Origin of the sequence: Bacterioplanoides sp., assembly GCF_965226395.1 — a bacterium.
Taxonomy (GTDB): Bacteria; Pseudomonadota; Gammaproteobacteria; order Pseudomonadales; family Oceanobacteraceae; genus Bacterioplanoides.
The window spans coordinates 2256610-2275622 of the sequence record NZ_OZ245358.1; the positions used below are offsets into that span (position 1 = coordinate 2256610).

17 protein-coding genes are annotated in these 19013 nt (G+C 49.9%); 9 read left to right on the forward strand and 8 right to left on the reverse strand.

Features of this window, described 5'->3' with window-relative positions; translation table 11 throughout:
• Positions 1 to 185: 185 nt before the first annotated feature.
• Positions 186 to 338 carry a hypothetical protein gene (locus ACO05E_RS10415; RefSeq protein ID WP_419812868.1) on the reverse strand — a complete coding sequence of 51 codons (153 nt, stop codon included), beginning with the start codon at positions 336 to 338 and terminating at the stop codon, positions 186 to 188.
• A 119-nt stretch (positions 339 to 457) separates the two neighbouring features.
• On the opposite strand from ACO05E_RS10415, the gene ACO05E_RS10420 reads away from it, so the two are divergent.
• Entirely contained in the window at positions 458 to 1051 is a 594-nt protein-coding gene (locus tag ACO05E_RS10420; protein ID WP_419812869.1) for a TetR/AcrR family transcriptional regulator, read from the forward strand.
• 35 nt (positions 1052 to 1086) lie between these two features.
• Positions 1087 to 2970: an MFS transporter gene (locus tag ACO05E_RS10425; RefSeq protein ID WP_419812870.1), complete on the forward strand. Its 1884-nt coding sequence runs from the start codon at positions 1087 to 1089 to the stop codon at positions 2968 to 2970.
• Positions 2971 to 3002: 32 nt separating this feature from the next.
• Here the strand turns inward: ACO05E_RS10425 and ACO05E_RS10430 are convergent, their stop codons facing one another.
• Positions 3003 to 3725: an NYN domain-containing protein gene (locus ACO05E_RS10430; protein WP_419812871.1), complete on the reverse strand. Its 723-nt coding sequence runs from the start codon at positions 3723 to 3725 to the stop codon at positions 3003 to 3005.
• 148 nt (positions 3726 to 3873) lie between these two features.
• Here ACO05E_RS10430 and ACO05E_RS10435 point away from each other — a divergent pair, with 148 nt between their 5' ends.
• A complete protein-coding gene (locus tag ACO05E_RS10435; protein WP_419812872.1) occupies positions 3874 to 4455 on the forward strand; it encodes a LysE family translocator in 582 nt (193 codons plus the stop codon).
• A gap of 3 nt (positions 4456 to 4458) precedes the next feature.
• Here ACO05E_RS10435 and ACO05E_RS10440 read toward each other — a convergent pair whose 3' ends face one another.
• The 5 genes from ACO05E_RS10440 to ACO05E_RS10460 form a co-directional block, all read right to left on the reverse strand.
• Positions 4459 to 5286: an AraC family transcriptional regulator gene (locus ACO05E_RS10440; protein ID WP_419812873.1), complete on the reverse strand. Its 828-nt coding sequence runs from the start codon at positions 5284 to 5286 to the stop codon at positions 4459 to 4461.
• A gap of 2 nt (positions 5287 to 5288) precedes the next feature.
• Positions 5289 to 5696 (reverse strand): hypothetical protein, encoded by a 408-nt coding sequence (locus ACO05E_RS10445; protein WP_419812874.1) that lies wholly within the window; start codon positions 5694 to 5696, stop codon positions 5289 to 5291.
• Positions 5697 to 5755: 59 nt separating this feature from the next.
• Positions 5756 to 7981 (reverse strand): adenosylcobinamide amidohydrolase, encoded by a 2226-nt coding sequence (locus tag ACO05E_RS10450; protein WP_419812875.1) that lies wholly within the window; start codon positions 7979 to 7981, stop codon positions 5756 to 5758.
• Between the two features lie 84 nt (positions 7982 to 8065).
• Positions 8066 to 8653 carry a chalcone isomerase family protein gene (locus ACO05E_RS10455; RefSeq protein WP_419812876.1) on the reverse strand — a complete coding sequence of 196 codons (588 nt, stop codon included), beginning with the start codon at positions 8651 to 8653 and terminating at the stop codon, positions 8066 to 8068.
• A gap of 153 nt (positions 8654 to 8806) precedes the next feature.
• Positions 8807 to 9394 carry a chalcone isomerase family protein gene (locus tag ACO05E_RS10460; protein ID WP_419812877.1) on the reverse strand — a complete coding sequence of 196 codons (588 nt, stop codon included), beginning with the start codon at positions 9392 to 9394 and terminating at the stop codon, positions 8807 to 8809.
• Between the two features lie 292 nt (positions 9395 to 9686).
• On the opposite strand from ACO05E_RS10460, the gene ACO05E_RS10465 reads away from it, so the two are divergent.
• The 5 genes from ACO05E_RS10465 (at position 9687) to purU (ending at position 15996) form a co-directional block, all read left to right on the forward strand.
• Complete coding sequence (locus tag ACO05E_RS10465) at positions 9687 to 10943, forward strand: sarcosine oxidase subunit beta family protein (protein WP_419812878.1); 1257 nt, start codon at positions 9687 to 9689, stop codon at positions 10941 to 10943.
• Between the two features lie 27 nt (positions 10944 to 10970).
• A complete protein-coding gene (locus ACO05E_RS10470) occupies positions 10971 to 11306 on the forward strand; it encodes a sarcosine oxidase subunit delta (RefSeq protein WP_419812879.1) in 336 nt (111 codons plus the stop codon).
• A gap of 11 nt (positions 11307 to 11317) precedes the next feature.
• Positions 11318 to 14353, forward strand: a complete 3036-nt coding sequence (locus ACO05E_RS10475) for a sarcosine oxidase subunit alpha family protein (protein ID WP_419812880.1) — start codon at positions 11318 to 11320, stop codon at positions 14351 to 14353.
• Positions 14346 to 14996 (forward strand): sarcosine oxidase subunit gamma, encoded by a 651-nt coding sequence (locus tag ACO05E_RS10480; protein ID WP_419812881.1) that lies wholly within the window; start codon positions 14346 to 14348, stop codon positions 14994 to 14996. The genes ACO05E_RS10475 and ACO05E_RS10480 overlap by 8 nt, the downstream gene beginning before the upstream one ends.
• A 109-nt stretch (positions 14997 to 15105) precedes the next feature.
• Positions 15106 to 15996, forward strand: a complete 891-nt coding sequence (gene purU, locus ACO05E_RS10485; protein ID WP_419812882.1) for a formyltetrahydrofolate deformylase — start codon at positions 15106 to 15108, stop codon at positions 15994 to 15996.
• A gap of 56 nt (positions 15997 to 16052) precedes the next feature.
• Here the strand turns inward: purU and ACO05E_RS10490 are convergent, their stop codons facing one another.
• The gene (locus ACO05E_RS10490) at positions 16053 to 17030 is read right to left on the reverse strand and encodes a homoserine kinase (protein ID WP_419812883.1); all 978 of its coding nucleotides are present in this window, start codon (positions 17028 to 17030) and stop codon (positions 16053 to 16055) included.
• A 733-nt stretch (positions 17031 to 17763) separates the two neighbouring features.
• Between ACO05E_RS10490 and ACO05E_RS10495 the strand changes: the two genes are divergently transcribed.
• Entirely contained in the window at positions 17764 to 18888 is a 1125-nt protein-coding gene (locus tag ACO05E_RS10495) for a GlxA family transcriptional regulator (RefSeq protein ID WP_419812884.1), read from the forward strand.
• Positions 18889 to 19013: the final 125 nt, after the last annotated feature.

The following is a 19013-nucleotide window of genomic DNA, read 5'->3' on the forward strand; positions in this document are numbered from 1 at the left end:
ATTCTCTGAACGATCAAACTTTAAACAGCAAAAATGTCTACTGCGTCTGAAATTTTTATCCGAGTGTGAGCCAGATCAACAAATAATTGCTCGTCAGACCCTCAGTTTTATCAATCTAATATTCTGTAAAACCTTCGAATCAGGTTAATAAATACGAGGTTTTTGTGACGCTATGTTAACCAGCTTTAACTCATCATGCTACGAAACGCGCGGATACGACGTAAGCCATACAAGCCAATGAGTAGTACGGTTGCTAACTGGCTGCCCAACGCAACACTGCAACTTAATGATCCGAGCCCTAAGGCATAAGTGATTACTCGCTTTTGGTTGGTTTTCATTCGGTTTCCTCACTGTATTGGTTCGAATAAAATATGGATTATAAACACTGTTTAAAATAAAGCTAGAATTTTAAACGGTGTTTACTATACTGCTGGTATTCAAGGTTAAGGCTCTAAGCATGGCGCGCAGAAAAGATCATACTCACGACGAAATACGCTCTCTGGCACTGGAGGCAATGCAGCAGCATTTGCAGCAACAGCCAGCCGACACCATGAGCTTGCGCAAGTTGGCGCAAGCCATTGGCTACTCTCCGGCTACTTTGATTAACGTTTTTGGCAGTTATGATCATTTATTGCTGAGTGTCAGCGCTATCACGCTGGACCGTCTGGCGCAGCAGCTGGCACATCATGCAGCAACTGAGCTGTCGCCGTTGCAACGGCTGCATTCCTTTGGCAAAACTTATCTGCAATTTGCCCGGCAAAACCCTTATTGTTGGCAACTGCTGTTTGAACATCGCTTACCTGACGGTGATGAGATTCCTGATTGGCAGCAACAGCGTATCGATCAGCTGTTTGCCATTATTGAACAGGCGTTGGCTGAATTATCTCCCGACGCTGAGAATGTCCGCCAGGCGGCCCGAACGATCTGGGCATCGGTGCATGGTATCTGTACGCTGTCGCTGAATGATAAATTGTTTGCTGATCACCTGAGCAATGCCGACTCGATGATCGAGTCGTTAATACATCATTACATTAACTCCTGGTCTCGCTGAGCCTTGATTTCATGAATAGCAAAAGGATGCCCTCAATGAGTGAGCACAGTCAGTTTTCATTATTATCCAAGCGCCGTTTTTTACCCTATTTTTTAACCCAGGCCCTCGGCGCATTTAACGACAATTTGTATAAAAATGCGTTGTTACTGATGATCGCCTTCGGTGGGGTTGTCAGTCATGAAGACAGTGCGTTGTTAACTAATCTGGCGGCCGGTATTTTTATTCTGCCGTTTTTTTTATTTTCTCCGATTGCCGGGCAAATTGCCGATAAAATGGAAAAGTCACAATTGATCCGCTGGGTTAAAGGATTGGAAGTGCTGATTATGTTGCTGGCAGCGGTATCGATTTTAGCCGGTAATGTCTGGGGGCTGATGGCCTTGCTGTTTTTAATGGGTCTGCAGTCTGCCATTTTTGGCCCGGTGAAATTTGCGTTATTGCCGCAACATTTATCGCAGGATGAGTTAGTGGGTGGTAATGCTTTGGTGGAAATGGGCACCTTTATTGCCATCCTGGCCGGTACTATTTGTGCTGGTGTGTTATTTGACTTTGACGATAGCCGTTATTGGATTGCTTCCGGTGTGGTGTTGTTTGCCGTATTCGGCTTGTTTTCCAGCCGTTTTATTCCGCAAGCAGCAGCAAATGATCCAGCGTTGAGCATCAACTGGAATCCATTTACCGAGCTGGCCAATACTATTAAACAGGCGCGTGAAAACCGTGCGGTGTTTTTATCCATCGTGGCCATTAGCTGGTTCTGGTTTATCGGAGCCAGTTACCTGACTCAATTTCCGAATTTTTCCAAAGAATATCTGGGCGGTTCAACACAACTGGTCACGGTGTTGCTGACGCTGTTTTCGCTGGGGGTGGCTGCGGGCTCATTGGTGTGTGAAAAATTATCTGGCCATAAAGTGGAATTAGGTATTGTGCCTATCGGCTCGGTTGGCATGAGTGTATTTGGTCTTGATTTATGGTTTGCCATTGATCAGATTCAGGTTGTTGAAGGCATGACAGCCATGGCCTTTATCGAGAATTCTGCTAACTGGCGACTGATGGTGGATATCGCTTTGCTCAGTGCATTTGGTGGCTTGTTTGTGGTGCCGTTACAGGCACTGATTCAGCAGCGCAGCGATGATAAAAACCGGGCGCAGATTATTGCCGCCAACAACGTACTCAATGCGCTGTTTATGGTGGTTAGTGCCGGGGTTGGCATTCTGCTATTGGCGGTACTGGAAATGTCGATTGGCGATTATTTTCTGGTATTGGCGATTCTGAATTTAATGGTTGCTGCTTATGTTTATGCTCAGGTGCCTGAATTTGTTCTGCGCTTTTTTATCTGGATGCTGAGTCATACCTTGTATCGGGTGTCGCACAAAGGGTTAGACAACATTCCTGAACATGGCCCGGCGGTGCTGGTGTGTAACCATGTGAGTTATGTGGACGCGCTGTTAATTGCCGGGACGTATCAACGCCCGATCCGGTTTGTGATGGATAAAACCATTGCTCAGATGCCGGGGCTAAAAACCTTTTTTAAACTGGCGAAAACCATTCCAATCTGTTCACCCAAAGCCGATGCTGAGCTGTATGAAACGGCGTTTAAACGCATTAAATCTGAGCTGGACGATGGTGAGTTGGTGTGTATCTTCCCAGAAGGGAAACTGACCCAGGATGGTGAGGTGGACGAATTTAAAAAGGGCATCGAACGGATTATTGCAGAAACTCCAGTGCCGGTTATTCCGATGGCACTGGATGGCTTATGGGGCAGTTTCTTCTCTCATAAAGATGGACATGCACTGACAACAAAACCGAAGCGCTTCTGGTCGAAGGTATCATTAACCGCGGGAGCGGCTGTTGAACCTCAACAGGTCAGTGCCGATGATTTGCGTCAGAGAGTATTGAGCCTGAAGAATACTGAGGTGAAATAATCTTTTGGGCGATGTCGTCCAGGTGATGTTTCTCAGGTTTTGTTGCGTCGTTTGTCCTGAACGACGTAACTCTTTCCCTTGTCTCTTTTTATATTAAATAAGTCGATATCCTTGATCAGGTCACTCAGCTTTTGATAGCCATAATTGCGCTGATCAAAAGATGTGTGATTTTTAATATGGCTGCCGATGGGGCCTAATCTGGCCCAGCCATTTTCATCTTCGACAGCTGTAATGGCTTGTCGTAGTAACTTTATCAAGCGGGTATCTGATTTCAGTTGCTGTGCTTTACTTTTCTCCGGGTTGCTATTTTGTTCTGGAATATTTTTTGGCTTATCAAGAAATAAAAAGCTGGAACAGGCATTTACAAAAGGCTCCGGAGTTTTTCGCTCACCAAACCCTAATACTCGCTTTCCTTCTGCAATCGCACGGGTTGCAACGGGAGTGAAGTCTGAATCGGAAGAGACCAAGCAGATCACATCGACTGCTTTGGTATAAAGCACATCCATAACATCAATAGCTAACGCAATATCTGAAGCGTTTTTCTGCTTGGTTAAATCAAACTGTTGTATAGGTTGTACCGCGTATTCATGAAGAATGTCGCGCCATGGTTTTAAGCTGTCTTTTGTCCAATTGCCATAAGCCCGGCGGATACTGACGCTGCCATAAGTTGCAAGCTCTGAAAGGATAAATTCAATACGGTCTGCCGGTGCATTATCGGCATCAACAAACAGCGCAATTTTTTCGTGAAGGCTCAACTGGATATCCCTGTTATGGCATTACTATTGATAATAATATACATCAAATTGATAATCATTATCAAATGAGGGCTGGTCAGTTTTGTTCAATATCTGAGGCAGTGAGCACGACATACTGCCGCACATCTGTTTTTTGATGTGAGGTGGTATGTCATTTTCTATTCTTCTTTCCATGTCAGCGTTTGCGCTGGCATCGTCGATTTCTCCCGGGCCGGTGAATCTGGTTGGCCTGAGCAGCGGCATTCGTTACCCCTTACGTTATGGTTTTATTTTTATCAGTGGTGCCACGCTGGGTTTTTTACTGTTGTTTGTACTGGTGGGTTTGGGGCTGAATCAGCTCTTTATTGTTTATCCCGAGACATATCAATGGCTGCATTGGGCGGGTGTTATTTTCTTAATATATTTAAGTTGGATGTTATTCCGGGCGAGTGGTGACCTGTCGGAATCTGATCATCATTTTCCGGGTTTTTGGTCGGGTTTTCTGATGCAGTGGCTTAACCCTAAGGCCTGGCTGGCGTCTGCTGCGGGTATTGCCACCTATGCCCAGGGGAAAGATGAGCTGCTGATCTTTGCGGCGATTTATGGCCCGGTTTGTTGGTTGTCGTTGGCAGTTTGGGTTATATCAGGAATGTATTTCCGCCGCTGGTTACAACAGCCATCATGGTTACAGGCTTTTAATCGTGGTTTATCTGTACTCTTGCTGTTTAGCGTATGCTGGTCGCTTTTATAAGCTTTATAAGGCGTTTTTCAGATATTGCCCGGGTGTGGTCGCCGTTAGTTTTTTAAACGCTCGCTGAAAATGTGCCTGATCTGAAAACGCCAGTTGTTGAGCAATATCGGCGATACCCTGGCCTTGTTTTAGTAATTGCTGACTGTATTGAATACGTTGGTTAATTAAATAGGCGTGAGGTGTCAGGCCGTAATGTGATTTAAAGCTACGAATCAGGTGGCCCTCACTGCAATCCGCAATCGCCTGTAATTCAGCCAATGTGGGTGTTTCACTCAGGTTATCGGTAAGTCGCTGAGCAACCGCCTCTAAAGCACGGGGTGGCAATACTATTTGAGTGGTGGTATTTCTCAGCCAACCCATCAGCGATAATAAAAAATCAATCAGTAAGGATTGTTTTGCCAATAATGGGCTGGTGTTATCGGAGAAGACCGCAGCCATTTCACAATAATCCTGATACCAGTTCGTTGTATGATCCTGTGGGGGTATCACCGCCCGGTTAATCGGTTGCCATACGTTATCTGCCGATAACCCGGCATCCTGCAGTAGTTGCATCAGCCAATGGGTATCGATATACATCATCCAGTATGCCCAGGGATGATCTTCGACCGGATTGCAGCTATGAACCCATTGTGGATTCATCATCACTAAGTCACCGCTGCTGATCGGGTAATGATCCTGACGATATTGAAACGTACATCGCCCCTCGGTAATTGCCCCAATCGACCATTGCGGGTGACTGTGTGGGGCATAATTCACCTTACGGCCATCGTTAACACGCCGGAGTTCGGCATAAGGCAGGCCGTTATGACGCCAGAATAACGAGCTGCTCATAATCAGAACTTAAATACATCCCGGCAGCCATCGTAATTACGCAGGCTTTCATCCAGTGCCAGAACGTCTGGCAGGCGACGCCAGCGTTTATGGAAGAACACCATCGGGCAAACACGGCCATCAGGGAGCTGGTCAATCAGAGTTTGCCATTCTTCAACCGAATCATAATCCGGGTAATTACCGGCGGTGCGGGTGCCGTAAGTTGGGCCATTTAAGCGTGTCAGCTCTAATTCAAAAAACGCTTCCGGCGTGGTCCATTGCTGAGTTTGTTCATGCCATACGGTTAAGCTGGGCTTGTTGGGGTCAAGGTCGCCATTGCGGGGGGAGCCATCGTCAACCTGATGGCTGGCCTGGCAGCCGGTTAATAAACCAACTAACAACAGAGAAGATATTATGGATAACGGTCGCATAAATAATATTCCATTTATCTGAGTTAATAGCAGTATGGCACAGCCTGAAGGTGATGCGGTTATTGCTGAAGCTCAAAACTCTTCTGGCTGATCAGTTGTTGCTGAGCAAAATCCCATTCAACCAATAACAGGCTGTTGTTTTGGCTTTGATGCTCAGCTTTGTGCTCACCTTGATACGCCACGGCACTGATGGCCTGGCGCAAGTCGAATTGTGAAACTTTGCCATCAACCGCCGGGCGAACTTCCAGGCCGGTGCGGTTATTCACAAAGACGGGGAGACCGGTTTCAGCTGAACGATCACGCCAGCTATCGCCCGGGCCGTATTCACCGGGCGCCCAGTTGGCGGACGAAATAATAAGATCGGCCCCGGCTTGTTGTAATGCCTGAGCGTGTTGCGGGCGATAGGCATCGGCACAAATTAATAATCCGACTTGCTGCTGATCCACCGTCACTAACTGAGGTTGTTCGCCTTTGCTTGACCACGCCTCAGACACCGGAATCGTTTGAATTTTATGATGCTTGCCAATGATCCGGCCGTCGCGATTAATCACAAACAATGTGTTGTATTTGTTTGTTTGGCTTGAGTTGTTTTTGTCAGAATCACTGGCTTTTTCAGCATGGCTTAAAAAAAGCACCACATCGAGTTCATCAGCAAGCTGTTGTAATTCCGCGGTCCAGCGATCCGGTGCTGGTTGAATCCAGTCATCACCAATCGCTAAGGTAAAACGATAGCCGCTGATGGCTAGTTCTGGCGTTAAAATCCAGTCAGCTCCGGCGTGTGCCGCTTGCATGATGGCCTGCTTTAATAACGCGGTATTGCCGTCTAAATCTCCCAGCTGAGGGTTAATATGCAGCAAGGCGATGGTTTTTTTATGATCACTATTGATCAACGCTTGATCTTGTACCAGCTCTTTATCTTGTAGCAGCAGGTGATCCGGCCATTTATCCAGCCAGCCAATTGCCAGTGCCTGAATAAATAATTCAATCGCATCGGCTTCGTTTTTCAGGTTAGCTGCCGGAGTTTGTAGTTGCTGCCAATAATTACCATAACGATCACTTTTTCCGGATAAAGCTACCGCCGCCTGAGCGGCAAAATCACGCAGGGTTTCTGCCTGAATATGAGGCGTCAGGGTTTGATAGTGGAACCGGTCTAACACGCTGGCCAACGCATAAGCAGCAGCAACGACGCGATTCTCATGGCTGAAGGCATACGGATTATTGTTGGCCTGTTGCTGTTCTGATTCGGGTAAATAAGCAGATAAACGGGTAATAAAATTCGCTTCCGTCAGGCCAAAGCGCCCCAGTGCTGTGTAAATACTGGCTTGTTCGGCAGCCGGTAAACCATTCTGCCAAACCAGCGCTTGTTTCACCGCCTGGCGTACCGCCGTACCGACCAGTTCGCCGAGTTTTAAATGGCCGCTGCCACTCTCCAGCATAAACTCTCCATCAGTGGCGATGGGGCTGGCAATGATCATCTGATCGGTGCCGGTTCCAGTAGCTAAATGGCGGCTGTAACGGCTGCTGATGGCAAGTTCATTCAGGGCGTCGGACTTGGCTTCAGTGGTAATAATCTGCAATTTATTCATTGCCCCGGATGCCACTGGCTGATTAATCAGCACCATAATATTGATGGTGCCGTTCATATCATTTTTCTGCGGCGTTTGGATCTGATTCGGCGTGTATTTTTTATTACCTGTTGGAGTTTCGTACCAACTGGTTGAGTCGCCGGCACGCATGGCATTGCCACGCACTCCAGCGGTGGCATACACATCCACAATTAAGGCATCAGCATCGTCCACCTGAAAAACTTCTTGCTGATGCGCCAGTAACTGCATATTGGCAGCGGTACCCATTAAGGCCATTTGCTCTGCATTCAGCCCTAGTTCATTGGCAATTAACTGTTGATATTGTTGTTTCGAATGGCTCAGCACCCGGTTAACCCAACGCATATCGGCACGGGCTTCCATGCTTTGATGATTCACCAGATAGTTCAGGTGGGTTTGTTCACCACCGTTATAGGCACTGGTGGAAATGACCCGGTGTGGAGTGTTTAGTGTGATGAGGAAAAACCGCCCATGACGCTGGGCACTAAACTGCGGTGTACTTTGCAGCTCTGTCCAATTTGTTTGAGTGCCGGTCTGGGTATTATTGGTGTTAGTTGATGTACTGGAGTGAGTTGAAAGCTGAGGTACATCTTCAGAGGGCATAACCGTGCAACCAGATAAAGGTAAGGACAAAGGCAGGGAGAACAGTAAGGCCGTCAGTAGCCGTTGAGAAGACGTCACGATAAATTCCTCAGTGCCGCAAACAAATTTGTAAGCGGCATTCTATCGTGAGTTCAGCCTGGAGTGCAGATTTAAAAAAGCAGCTTAGTCTTGTGGGGTGCTTAAGCCAAGAATTTCCTGTTTAAAATCACGACCAACCGGGTTTTTACCAATCCATAATTTTAAAATAGCATCGTTCAAGTCGCGTCCTGGCACACTACCGCGCAACTCATTATTGACCATAACGTGGTTTAACCCATCGTTCGGATCCCACTCGATATAAACAATGGTGCCCTCACCAAAATCAACATCAAGAAAACTTTTCATGCTTTCTAAGCGCGGGCGAATGGCAGCAATTTCTTCATCCGTGAGATTTAATGGCAAACCATTATTAATGGAAGAGATAAAGCGACGATAACTGACCCGATTCGAGGTCACGTGATACACCATACGGCGGGCATTATTACTGGCTAATAATTCTTCGGCATTAAGGCTGGTATCGCTGACATACAGCTGGCCAACATACGACTTAACAATGCCATAGGCGCGGCGAATGGCTGCGCCTTTGAGGGCAAGTTGTGTATTGTTATTCAGTGCAGTAATGGTTTCAGGGACTTCAACGTCGTTAAGAATCAGAGCGTGGGTATGAATGCTGATAAAGGTTGCCGTTAGAAAGGCCAGCAGTTTATTCATGGTTATTAGCCTGCGGGATCGCCAGTACATCAAGGTTGTGTTTCAGAGTAAGGATGCCACTGTTAAATTGCAACACCTTGCGAGAATGTATTGTGATGATATTGTCACTTGTGTCGAGCGAGATTATTAATCTGCACTTAAAGAGCTTGTGGGTTAATCCCTGGCTTCGGCCAGGCCCAGGATTTCCTGTTTAAAGTCGCGGCCAATCGGGTTTTCACCAATCCATAATTGCAGAATCGCGTTGTTAATATCCAGCCCTGGCACACTGCCTTTCAGCTCGCCATTGACGACCAGATAATTTAACTGGCTGGCGGGCTCCCATTCGATATAAAAAACCGTGTCTTTTTCCAGCGGAACATCCAGCAGGCTACCCATTTTATCCAGCCGTGGGCGCAGTACTGCTATTTCTTCGGCGCTGAGATTTTGCGGCAGGCTGTCGTTAATGGAACTGATAAAGCGGCGGTTACGTGCCCGGTTGGTGACGATATGAAACACCATTCGGCGAGCACCCTCACTGGCCAGTATCTGCTCGGCGGTTAAATTGGTGTCGGCCAGATACAGCTGGCCCACGTAGGTTTTGATAATGCCGTAGGTACGGCGGATGGCTGCACCTTTGAGTGACAGGGCCGTTTGGTTATCCCGGGCGGTAATGGATTGCGGGACTTCAACCTCACTCAACACCAGCGAGTGGGCCTGAATGGTCATCAGAGTTACAGTCAGAAAAGCCAGCAGTTTTGTCATTCTTCTTTACCTGCGCTGTCACCAGTACTTCAACGATGTCGCTCAGAGTAAGTAGCCCACCTGCAAATTGCAATACCTTAGTATTAAACGGGTTTTTACCTCGCCTACTGGCTTTTTTTGACCTAATTCTGTCCTGTCTCTGACGAGCAAAAGAGGCATTTCGATGTCGTGTTTTGCAAATTTCTTCAATCTGAAATACGGCTAAATAGCGCTACGGCAATCATTGCCTTTGTCCACGCAGGGCCGCGGCCCACGTAGCTCTATTCATGTATTTATTGAGGAAACCAGAGCAATGGAAAAGTATTCCGGCTTGTCGCTGGTGAAACATTCATTCAGCCATCACGAACGTTGGGAGCGACAGTGGGCCAACCCAACGCCGAATAAAAAGTACGACATCATCATTATTGGTGGTGGTGGTCATGGTCTGGCGACCGCTTATTACCTGGCTAAAAATCACGGTATCACCAATATCGCGGTGCTGGAGAAAGGTTATCTGGGGGGCGGTAATACCGCTCGTAACACCACCATTGTGCGTTCTAATTATCTCTGGGATGAATCGGCAGCTTTATATGAACACGGCATGAAGCTGTGGGAAGGGCTGTCTCAGGAGCTGAATTACAATGTGATGTTTTCCCAGCGTGGTGTGTATCACACCTGCCATACCCTTCAGGACATGCGTAATAACGAGCGTTTGGTACATGCCAACCGCCTGCAGGGCATTGATAACGAAATGATTGATGCTGCCCAGCTGCAAAAAGAAATTCCAACACTGGATTGCTCCAAAGACGCACGTTACCCGATTCTGGGGGCTTCGGTGCAGCGTCGTGCCGGTAATGCACGCCATGATGCGGTGGCCTGGGGTTATGCCCGTGCTGCCAGCGCCTTAGGCGTACACCTGATCCAGAACTGCGAAGTGGTCGATATGATCATCGACGGCTCCAACACCATCCGTGGCGTTAAAACCCGCCAATACGGTGAGCTGATGGCCGACCGTGTGGGTTGTGTGGTCGCCGGTAATTCCGGTGAGATGGCACGTATGGCGGGCTTCCAGTTACCGGTTGAATCACACCCGTTACAGGCACTGGTATCCGAGCCGATCAAACCTTTCCTCGATACCGTGGTGATGTCGAACCATGTGCACGGCTATATGAGCCAGTCGGATAAAGGCGACCTGGTGATTGGTGCCGGTATTGATTCCTGGGTGGGCTACGGCCAGCGCGGTTCTTACCCGATTGTTGAGCACACGATTCAGGCGATTGTGGAAATGTTCCCAACCGTCAGCCGGGTACGTATGAATCGTCAGTGGGGTGGCATTGTGGATACCACGCCGGATGCCTGTCCGATTATTGGCAGCACGCCGGTGAAAAACCTGTTCTTCAACTGCGGCTGGGGTACCGGTGGCTTTAAAGCCACACCGGGTTCTGGGCATGTGTTTGCTGAAACTCTGGCCCACGGCAAGCCAGCCCCTCTGGCGGAACCTTTCTCACTCGAACGCTTTGTCACCGGTGCCTTGGTTGACGAGCACGGCGCTGCCGGTGTGGCGCACTGATCCGGCATTATTCAGAGGAAAAACACCATGTTGCATATTTATTGTCCTCACTGCTGCGAATTCCGCGAAGAGGAAGAGTTTCATGCCAAAGGTCAGGCGCATATTAAGCGTCCGCTGGAACCCGACAACTGCAGCGATGAAGAGTGGGCGAACTATATGTTCTTCCGCAAAAACACCAAAGGCCAGCACAAGGAGCTTTGGTATCACGCCGCGGGTTGTGGAAAGTTCTTTAACGTCAGCCGCAATACCGTGACCTACAAAATTGAGCAGAGTTATTTACTGGGCGCTGAACCCCAGCCCGTGCTCGATATGGCGAAGCCCGAATCGGGTGCAACAAAACCTGCACTTGCAGTTACCAAATAAGGAGAAGTGTGATGGCACAAGCAAATCGTACTGACTCTGGCGGACGTATTGATCGTACGCAGCCATTAACCTTTACCTACAATGGCAAATCATTCAGCGGTTATCAGGGTGATACGCTGGCCTCAGCACTGCTGGCCAACGGCATTGATATTATTGGCCGCAGTTTTAAATACAGCCGCCCGCGGGGCATAGTTGCGGCCGGTGCTGATGAGCCGAATGCCATCATGCAGGTGGGCGCGACTGAAGCCACACAAATACCGAATATCCGCGCCACTCAACAGGCGTTATACGACGGTCTGGTGTGTTCTGCCGTGGCCGGTTGGCCCGGCGTTAAATTCGACCTGATGTCTTACGTGGGTAAAGTCGGCGGAAAAATGATGCCACCGGGGTTTTATTACAAAACCTTTATGGGCCCGGTGGGCATGTGGCCAACGTACGAAAAATACATTCGTAAAGCGGCGGGCTTAGGTAAAGCCGCCAAAGAAATTGATGTTGATAAATACGACCATATCAATCGTCACTGCGATGTGCTGATTGTCGGTGCCGGGCCAACCGGTCTGGCGGCGGCCCGTGCGGCGGCTGCCACAGGTGCACGCGTCATTCTGGCTGACGAGCAGGAAGAATTTGGTGGCTCACTGTTAAGCAGTCAGCGCACGATCAATGACAGCGCTGCTGCCGACTGGGTCAACAGTGTCGTTGCCGAGTTAGCCGAGCGCGACAATGTGGTATTGCTGCCACGCGCTACGGTTAACGGTTATCACGACCACAACTTCCTGACCATTCATGAGCGTCTGGCGGATCATCTGGGTGATCGTGCGCCAGAACAAGATGGCGTAAAGATGAAACGCCAGCGTATGCACAAAGTACGCGCCAGCTGGGTAATTCTGGCCACCGGTGCGCAAGAGCGCCCGTTGGTATTCGCCAACAATGATATTCCCGGAGTGATGGTGGCCTCCGCAGTGACAACCTACGTGCGTCGTTATGGCGTGGTGCCGGGTCAGTCGCTGGTGGTGGGTACGGCCAACGATGACGGCTATGACGCCGCTATTGCCTGGCATGAAGCAGGCCGTAAAGTGGCAGCGATTGTCGACAGTCGTGCTGCGGCCGACGGCGATCGGGTGAAGCAGGCAGAAGCACTGGGCATTAACGTGATATTTGGCTCGGTGGTGTGTGAAGCCATCGGCAGCACCCGGGTGAAGGGCGCTAAAATTGGCGGCCTCAGCGACGACGGCAAAGTACTGGTTGGCCCACAACAGCAGATTAAGTGCGACACCATTGCTACCTCTGGTGGCTGGAGCCCAGCGGTTCACCTGTCGTGTCATACCGGTTCTCGTCCGGTGTGGAATGCTGAAATCTTTGGTTTTGTACCAGGTGACAGCCATGAACACCGTTTGGTCGCTGGTGGTGTACGCGGTCACTATGAGTTGCGTGACTGCCTGATCGAAGGTCAGAACGCGGCGCATAAAGTAGCACAGACACTGGGCTTTGAGGTGGCAACGCCGTCACCGGTTTATCACGTTGATACACAAACGTCGTCGGCACCGATGGAGCTGTATATTGCACCACACGTGCAGCCGTTAAGCCGTGCACCAAAGCAGTTTGTTGATTATCAGAACGATGTCACTGCGGCGGGTATCGAACTGGCGACCCGTGAAGGTTTCGAGTCGATCGAGCACGTGAAGCGTTATACCGCCATGGGCTTTGGTACCGATCAGGGCAAGCTGGGTAACATCAACGGTATGGCCATTGCGGCGCAGGTGCTGGGTAAATCCATTCCGGAAGTGGGCACCACCATTTTCCGTCCGAACTATACGCCAATCACCTTTGGTGCCATTGCCGGGCGTCACTGCCGTGACCTGTTTGATCCGGAGCGTTATACCGCCATGCATTCCTGGCATGTGCAGCAGGGTGCGTTGTTTGAAGATGTGGGTCAGTGGAAGCGCCCCTGGTATTACCCGAAAGACGGTGAATCCATGCAGGACTCACTCAATCGCGAATGTCTTGCCGTGCGTAACAGCGTCGGCATTCTGGATGCTTCAACGCTGGGTAAAATTGATATTCAGGGTAAGGATGCACGTGAGTTTCTGGGTCGGGTTTACAGTAATGCCTGGGCCAAACTGGCGGTTGGTAAGTGTCGTTATGGCCTGATGTGTGGTGAAGACGGCATGGTGTTTGACGACGGTGTGACCTCGTGTCTGGCCGACAACCACTTCCTGATGACCACCACCTCAGGTGGCGCGGCACGGGTGATGGAATGGCTGGAACTGTACCATCAGACCGAATGGCCGGAACTGGAAGTGTTTATGACCTCGGTGACCGATCACTGGGCCACCATGACCATCTCCGGGCCAAACTGTCGCAAGTTGCTGGCACAGTTAACCGATGACATCGATCTGGATAAAGACGCCTTTAAATTTATGGACTGGCGTCAGGGCAAAGTTGATGGCATCCCGGCACGGGTTTTCCGTATCTCCTTTACCGGTGAGCTGTCGTACGAAATTAACGTGCCGGCCAACTATGGCCTACAGGTGTGGCAACGTCTGATGGAGGTTGGTGCGCGGTACGACATTACCCCATACGGTACCGAAACTATGCACGTTCTGCGTGCCGAGAAGGGCTTTATTATTGCCGGTCAGGATACCGACGGCAGTGTTACGCCACAGGATCTGGGCATGAGCTGGGCGGTGTCGATGAAGAAGCCATTCAGTTTTATTGGCAAGCGCGGTATGAACCGCAGCGATCCGCTGCGTGACAACCGTAAGCAGCTGGTGGGCATTAAGCCAAAAGACCCTAAGGCGGTATTGGTTGAAGGTGCGGCGGCGGTAAACAGCCGTCAATACAAAGTACCGGCAGAAATCCTCGGCCACATTACCTCCAGCTATTACAGCGCGGTAATGGGTCACAGTATTGCGCTGGGCATGATTAAAAACGGTTTTAACCGCATGGGCGAGACCGTGTATTACCCTCAAACCGATGGCTCAGTGATCGAAGCTGAGATCTGCAGCCCGGTATTTTATGATCCGGAAGGAGGACGCCAGAATGTCTGATCTTACTCAAGCCATCGTGATGAATGATTGTGCGGTGATGAATCAACATGCCGACAGTCCCACTCAGGCACAGAGTCCACTGGTGAATATTGACTGGGCTGGCCCGGTTAGCAGCACGGCTAAAGCGGGAGTTGAGGCGACCGAGCTGGCGCTGATGGGGCATATCATTCTGCGTGGTAAGCCTGACGATCAGGCGTTTAAAGACGGTGCCGCTCAGGTTCTGGGAGCACCACTGCCGGGTTGTCTGCAAAGTATCACCAGTGGTGCCTATGTGGTGCGCTGGTTGTCTCCGGACAGCTGGCTGATCACGCTGGCCGGAGACCAGGCCTTTGCGCTGGAAACCGCTTTACGGGAAACGCTCACGGGTCATTATCAGGTGGTCAACGTCTCTGGCGGACAAACCATTGTGATGCTCAGTGGTGCTCATGCCGAAGACGTGCTGATGAAGTCGGTGCACTACGACGTGCACCCGTCCAACTTCCCAGTGGGCAAGGTGGTCAACACCAACTTCGCCAAAACCGGTTGTACGCTGCGCAAAGTAGCCGAGCAGCAATGGGAGCTGATTATTCGTCGCAGTTTTGCCGACTATATCGCGGCCTGGATTCAGGACGCTGCCAGCGAATACGGCTTCTCGTTCAGCTGACTTTTATCGGTCGGTTGATTTTCCTCGGCTGGCTGATTTTTCTATGCAAGAGCCCCGGCTGTCGCCGGGGTATTTCCGTTTGTCTCTTTATTTCTGCGAGGGCTGAGTTATGTCCATAACAGCCGATGAAAGCTATGTATTAACCGGGCATTGCCCCAGCGTGATTGGCAGTGTTGAGCTGGTGACCGGCTTTCTGTTTCAACAAGGTTGCTACGTCACGGAATTACAGACCTTTGATGACACCGAAACCGGTGAATTTTTTATTCGGGCCGAGTTTTATCCTGAAAAAAACGATCCGGAAAAAACTGGCGTTTCTATTGAGCAGTTGCAGCAGGAGTTCGCCAAATGTGCCGAAGCCTTTGGCATGAGTTGGCATATCCGTAATGCCCGTCAGCCAACGCGTTGCATCATTATGGTGTCGAAATACGATCACTGCTTGCAGGACCTGCTGCATCGCCAGCAAACCGGCCACCTGAATATTGAAGTGGCTGCCATTGTCTCCAACCATCCCGATTTACAGGGGCTGGCCGCCTGGTACGGTATTCCGTACTACCACTTCCCGATCACGGCAGAAACCAAACCGCAGCAGGAAGCTCAGGTCTGGCATCTGATTGAACAAACCGGTGCCGACCTGGTGATTCTTGCGCGCTATATGCAGGTGTTATCGGAAGAGATGTGTGGTCGTTTACACGGTAAGGCGATTAATATCCACCACTCGTTATTACCCGGTTTTAAAGGCGCTAAGCCTTATCATCAGGCGTTTGAAAAAGGTGTGAAACTGGTGGGGGCCACGGCTCACTACGTCAGTCAGGATCTGGATGAAGGGCCAATCATCAGTCAGGCGGTAGAAGCGGTTGATCACAGCTATACGCCGCAAAAACTGGCCGCCAAAGGGCGCGATACCGAACGCTTAACCCTGGCCCGGGCGATTAAAGCGCATATCGAGCATCGGGTGTTTCTGCATGGCAATCGCACCGTGGTCTTACAGGGGCATGATTAATCATGTCCCTGGACTCTACACTCTGTACTCTGCCCCGGTCTGAATTTAACCAGGGCTTAATAGTTCACCGTCAGTTCCGGGCTTAAGGCTTTCTGGCGAGCTACCAGTTTACGGCGGTACTCGTCAGGGTCTTTGCGAATACCGTCGGAGCCACTTTGTTGCTGATGCTGTAAGGTATCGAGTCGCGATAACCAAAAGCGCAGGGCGGCACCGCGCAGCACCAACGGCCAGTGATAACGCTCTAATGACGTAAACGGCCGCACTTGTTGATAACCGCTCAGTAACGCCTCATAACAGGCGTTATCCCATTCGCCGTATTCATCACAACACCAGTCGTTGGCAACAATTGCCAGATCATAAATCCAGACCCCTTCGCAGGCGTTATACCAATCGAGAAGGGCACTCAGCTGCTCTGGTTTGCCCGGTTCGGCAGCACTGAATAAGGTGTTATCACGAAACAGATCGCCATGTATCCAGCCTCCCGGCAAGCTGCGCCAGACATCGCGGTGATTCAGCTGCCAGGCCATCTCTTTACTCATTAACGAATAGCTGCTGCTGTTCAGGTTAGCGCTCAGACTGGTGTAAGCCGACTGCCACCAGTTAAAGCCTTTATCGTTTTTTCTCGGGTTATCCAACTCGCCAGACAGCTGATGAATCGACGCCAGCTTATGCCCGATCTGCCAGCAGTGATTGGCGCTGATCTGTTGTGGGTGATGGCCCGGCAGCAGCGGGCAGAGGATCGCCGGGCGATCTTTGATGGTGTGCAGCCAGTTGCCGTCGCTATCTGTTAACGGTGCCGGTACCCGAATGCCCTGGCGTTGCAGAAAGGTCGCGAGCCGCACAAAGTCTTCCACCTCGGCGGCGCAATGGTGTTCAAACAGCGTCAGAACATAATCGCCCTGACTGGTCGACAAGCGGTAATTGGTATTTTCAACGCCCCCCTGAATACCGCTGTAACTGAGCAGACGGTTGTGGTTGAACTGCTGAATAAAGGAGGTCATATCCTCCTGATCAATAGGGGTGTATACAGCCATGGCATGTCTCGCTTTGTCGGGTTGCTCACTTTTTTGGGGTGTTCATAAGAGCCCAACTTGTATGGTGCCTGATACACCTGCCGCGCCATGGATTAAAAACGACCTGAAGCCAGTTGATTGCGGCACGAATCAATAATGCCGATATAAAAAACATCTGTATAAGTACCAACAAAAATAACCATGCAGATATCAATAACAATAGAGTGCATTACGACCATAAGATGTCGCTAATTGGTGCGTACTGTTTCTTTGTAAGAACGACCCACATCACTCCGTGTTTTCAAGGAAAAAATGGGGTTGATTAAAAAGTACTAAATACGTCATTTATCATTATTAAAATGTCGCTATCGGGCAACTTTGCAGACAAAGTTGATTTTATTGTCAGTGTGCTGGTGAGCTGGCCTGGCTGTTGCTAAATGAACGTTTAATCAAACGATCAATTAGGGCCAGTTAATACTATTTCGATCACGCTGTTATGCGCTGAAAATCTTTCAATCAAGGCGCGAAGAGTGATGTTTAACGAGTTAAATGAATGATGAGCAACGCAGAGTGAAGGATTTTCAGCCATAACCCGAAGGGCTGGTGTCAGTTTTTCCCTGAGCTGTGTTATTCGTTGCTTATTTAACTCGTTAAACAACGCTCCTCATGCCTTGCTCAAGAAAAAACTGACTGCCAGCAGCAAAGATCTAAATAGTGTTAACGGGCCCTCATAAAAATGACAGAGGACATAGCCGTGGCAACTGAGATGAGCAAAATGAACGATGTAACCATGCGACCTGTGAAGTTCGGATTTCTGTTATTAGAGAATTTCACCATGATGGCATTGGCCTCAGCGGTAGAGCCGCTGCGTATGGCCAACCAGTTAAGTGGCCAGGAATTATTTACCTGGGATCTGGTGACGCATGACGGCCAGAGCGTACGCGCCAGTGACGGGATGAACATTGCACCGGATTGTGCCGCCCGTGATGTTGATACACTCGACGGCTTATTTGTCGTGGGTGGGGTCAATATCCAGAACAGCTTTGGCCGTAAAGAAATTGAATGGGTGCAGTCGATGGCGAGAAAGAAAATCATCATTGGCGGTATCTGCACCGGCTCAACCTTATTGGCTCAGGCCCGTTTGCTGGAAGGTTATAACGCCAGTGCTCACTGGGAATGTCTGGCATCTCTGCGTGAGCGTTATCCGGGCATTCAGTTTAATACCCGCCTGTTTACCATTGATGGCGACCGGATGACCTGTTCCGGCGGCACCGCACCACTGGATATGATGCTGAATGTGATTTCCAGCCAGCATAACAGTTCATTGGCTGGCGCCATTTCAGAGATGTTTGTGTACGAACGTATGCGCAACGAGGCAGATCCGCAGCGTATTCCGTTGCGTCATCTGTTGCATGCCGCACAACCTAAGCTGGTTGATATTGTTGAATTAATGGAAGCCAATATCGAAGAGCCAATTGAGCTGGATGATCTGGCCTCGTTTGCCGGTGTATCACGCCGTCAGCTGGAGCGTTTGTTCCACTCTTATCTGGGCTGCACGCCTTCGCGTTATTACCTCAAATTGCGTCTGGGTCGTGCCCGCCAATTGCTGAAACAAACCACCTTGCCGGTGATTGAAGTCGCTACCGCGTGTGGCTTTGTGTCCACACCTCATTTCAGCCGCAGCTACCGCAAGTACATGGGAATTTCACCACGTGAAGAACGGATGGGTGGCTGGGAAAAAACGGTGGCAACACCGGAGTCACCGGAGTTATCCAGTGCCGCTAATGACAACCGCTTTGGCTTTAATGTGGCGATGCCAAGTGCCATGGCGGCGGCTCAGTTTGAACCCAGCTTTGGCTCCGTACGGGTTGGTCACTGAGGTCTGCTGTTGTTGAAAGCAAAAGTATGAACACGACGGTTTTGGCTGTATCGCTGTCGTGTTCAGGCTCCTGCCGGTGAAACACCACTTTTACACTGACACTGATTTTGCAAATTAGTAGTCAG

Excerpts from the sequence above, each read along its gene's own strand:
- ACO05E_RS10415 (WP_419812868.1), bottom strand. The coding sequence starts at position 338 with ATGAAAACCAACCAAAAGCGAGTAATCACTTATGCCTTAGGGCTCGGA.
- ACO05E_RS10420 (WP_419812869.1), top strand. The coding sequence starts at position 458 with ATGGCGCGCAGAAAAGATCATACTCACGACGAAATACGCTCTCTGGCA.
- ACO05E_RS10425 (WP_419812870.1), top strand. The coding sequence starts at position 1,087 with ATGAGTGAGCACAGTCAGTTTTCATTATTATCCAAGCGCCGTTTTTTA.
- ACO05E_RS10435 (WP_419812872.1), top strand. The coding sequence starts at position 3,874 with ATGTCATTTTCTATTCTTCTTTCCATGTCAGCGTTTGCGCTGGCATCG.
- ACO05E_RS10440 (WP_419812873.1), bottom strand. The coding sequence starts at position 5,286 with ATGAGCAGCTCGTTATTCTGGCGTCATAACGGCCTGCCTTATGCCGAA.
- ACO05E_RS10445 (WP_419812874.1), bottom strand. The coding sequence starts at position 5,696 with ATGCGACCGTTATCCATAATATCTTCTCTGTTGTTAGTTGGTTTATTA.
- ACO05E_RS10455 (WP_419812876.1), bottom strand. The coding sequence starts at position 8,653 with ATGAATAAACTGCTGGCCTTTCTAACGGCAACCTTTATCAGCATTCAT.
- ACO05E_RS10460 (WP_419812877.1), bottom strand. The coding sequence starts at position 9,394 with ATGACAAAACTGCTGGCTTTTCTGACTGTAACTCTGATGACCATTCAG.
- ACO05E_RS10465 (WP_419812878.1), top strand. The coding sequence starts at position 9,687 with ATGGAAAAGTATTCCGGCTTGTCGCTGGTGAAACATTCATTCAGCCAT.
- ACO05E_RS10470 (WP_419812879.1), top strand. The coding sequence starts at position 10,971 with ATGTTGCATATTTATTGTCCTCACTGCTGCGAATTCCGCGAAGAGGAA.
- ACO05E_RS10475 (WP_419812880.1), top strand. The coding sequence starts at position 11,318 with ATGGCACAAGCAAATCGTACTGACTCTGGCGGACGTATTGATCGTACG.
- ACO05E_RS10480 (WP_419812881.1), top strand. The coding sequence starts at position 14,346 with ATGTCTGATCTTACTCAAGCCATCGTGATGAATGATTGTGCGGTGATG.
- purU (WP_419812882.1), top strand. The coding sequence starts at position 15,106 with ATGTCCATAACAGCCGATGAAAGCTATGTATTAACCGGGCATTGCCCC.
- ACO05E_RS10490 (WP_419812883.1), bottom strand. The coding sequence starts at position 17,030 with ATGGCTGTATACACCCCTATTGATCAGGAGGATATGACCTCCTTTATT.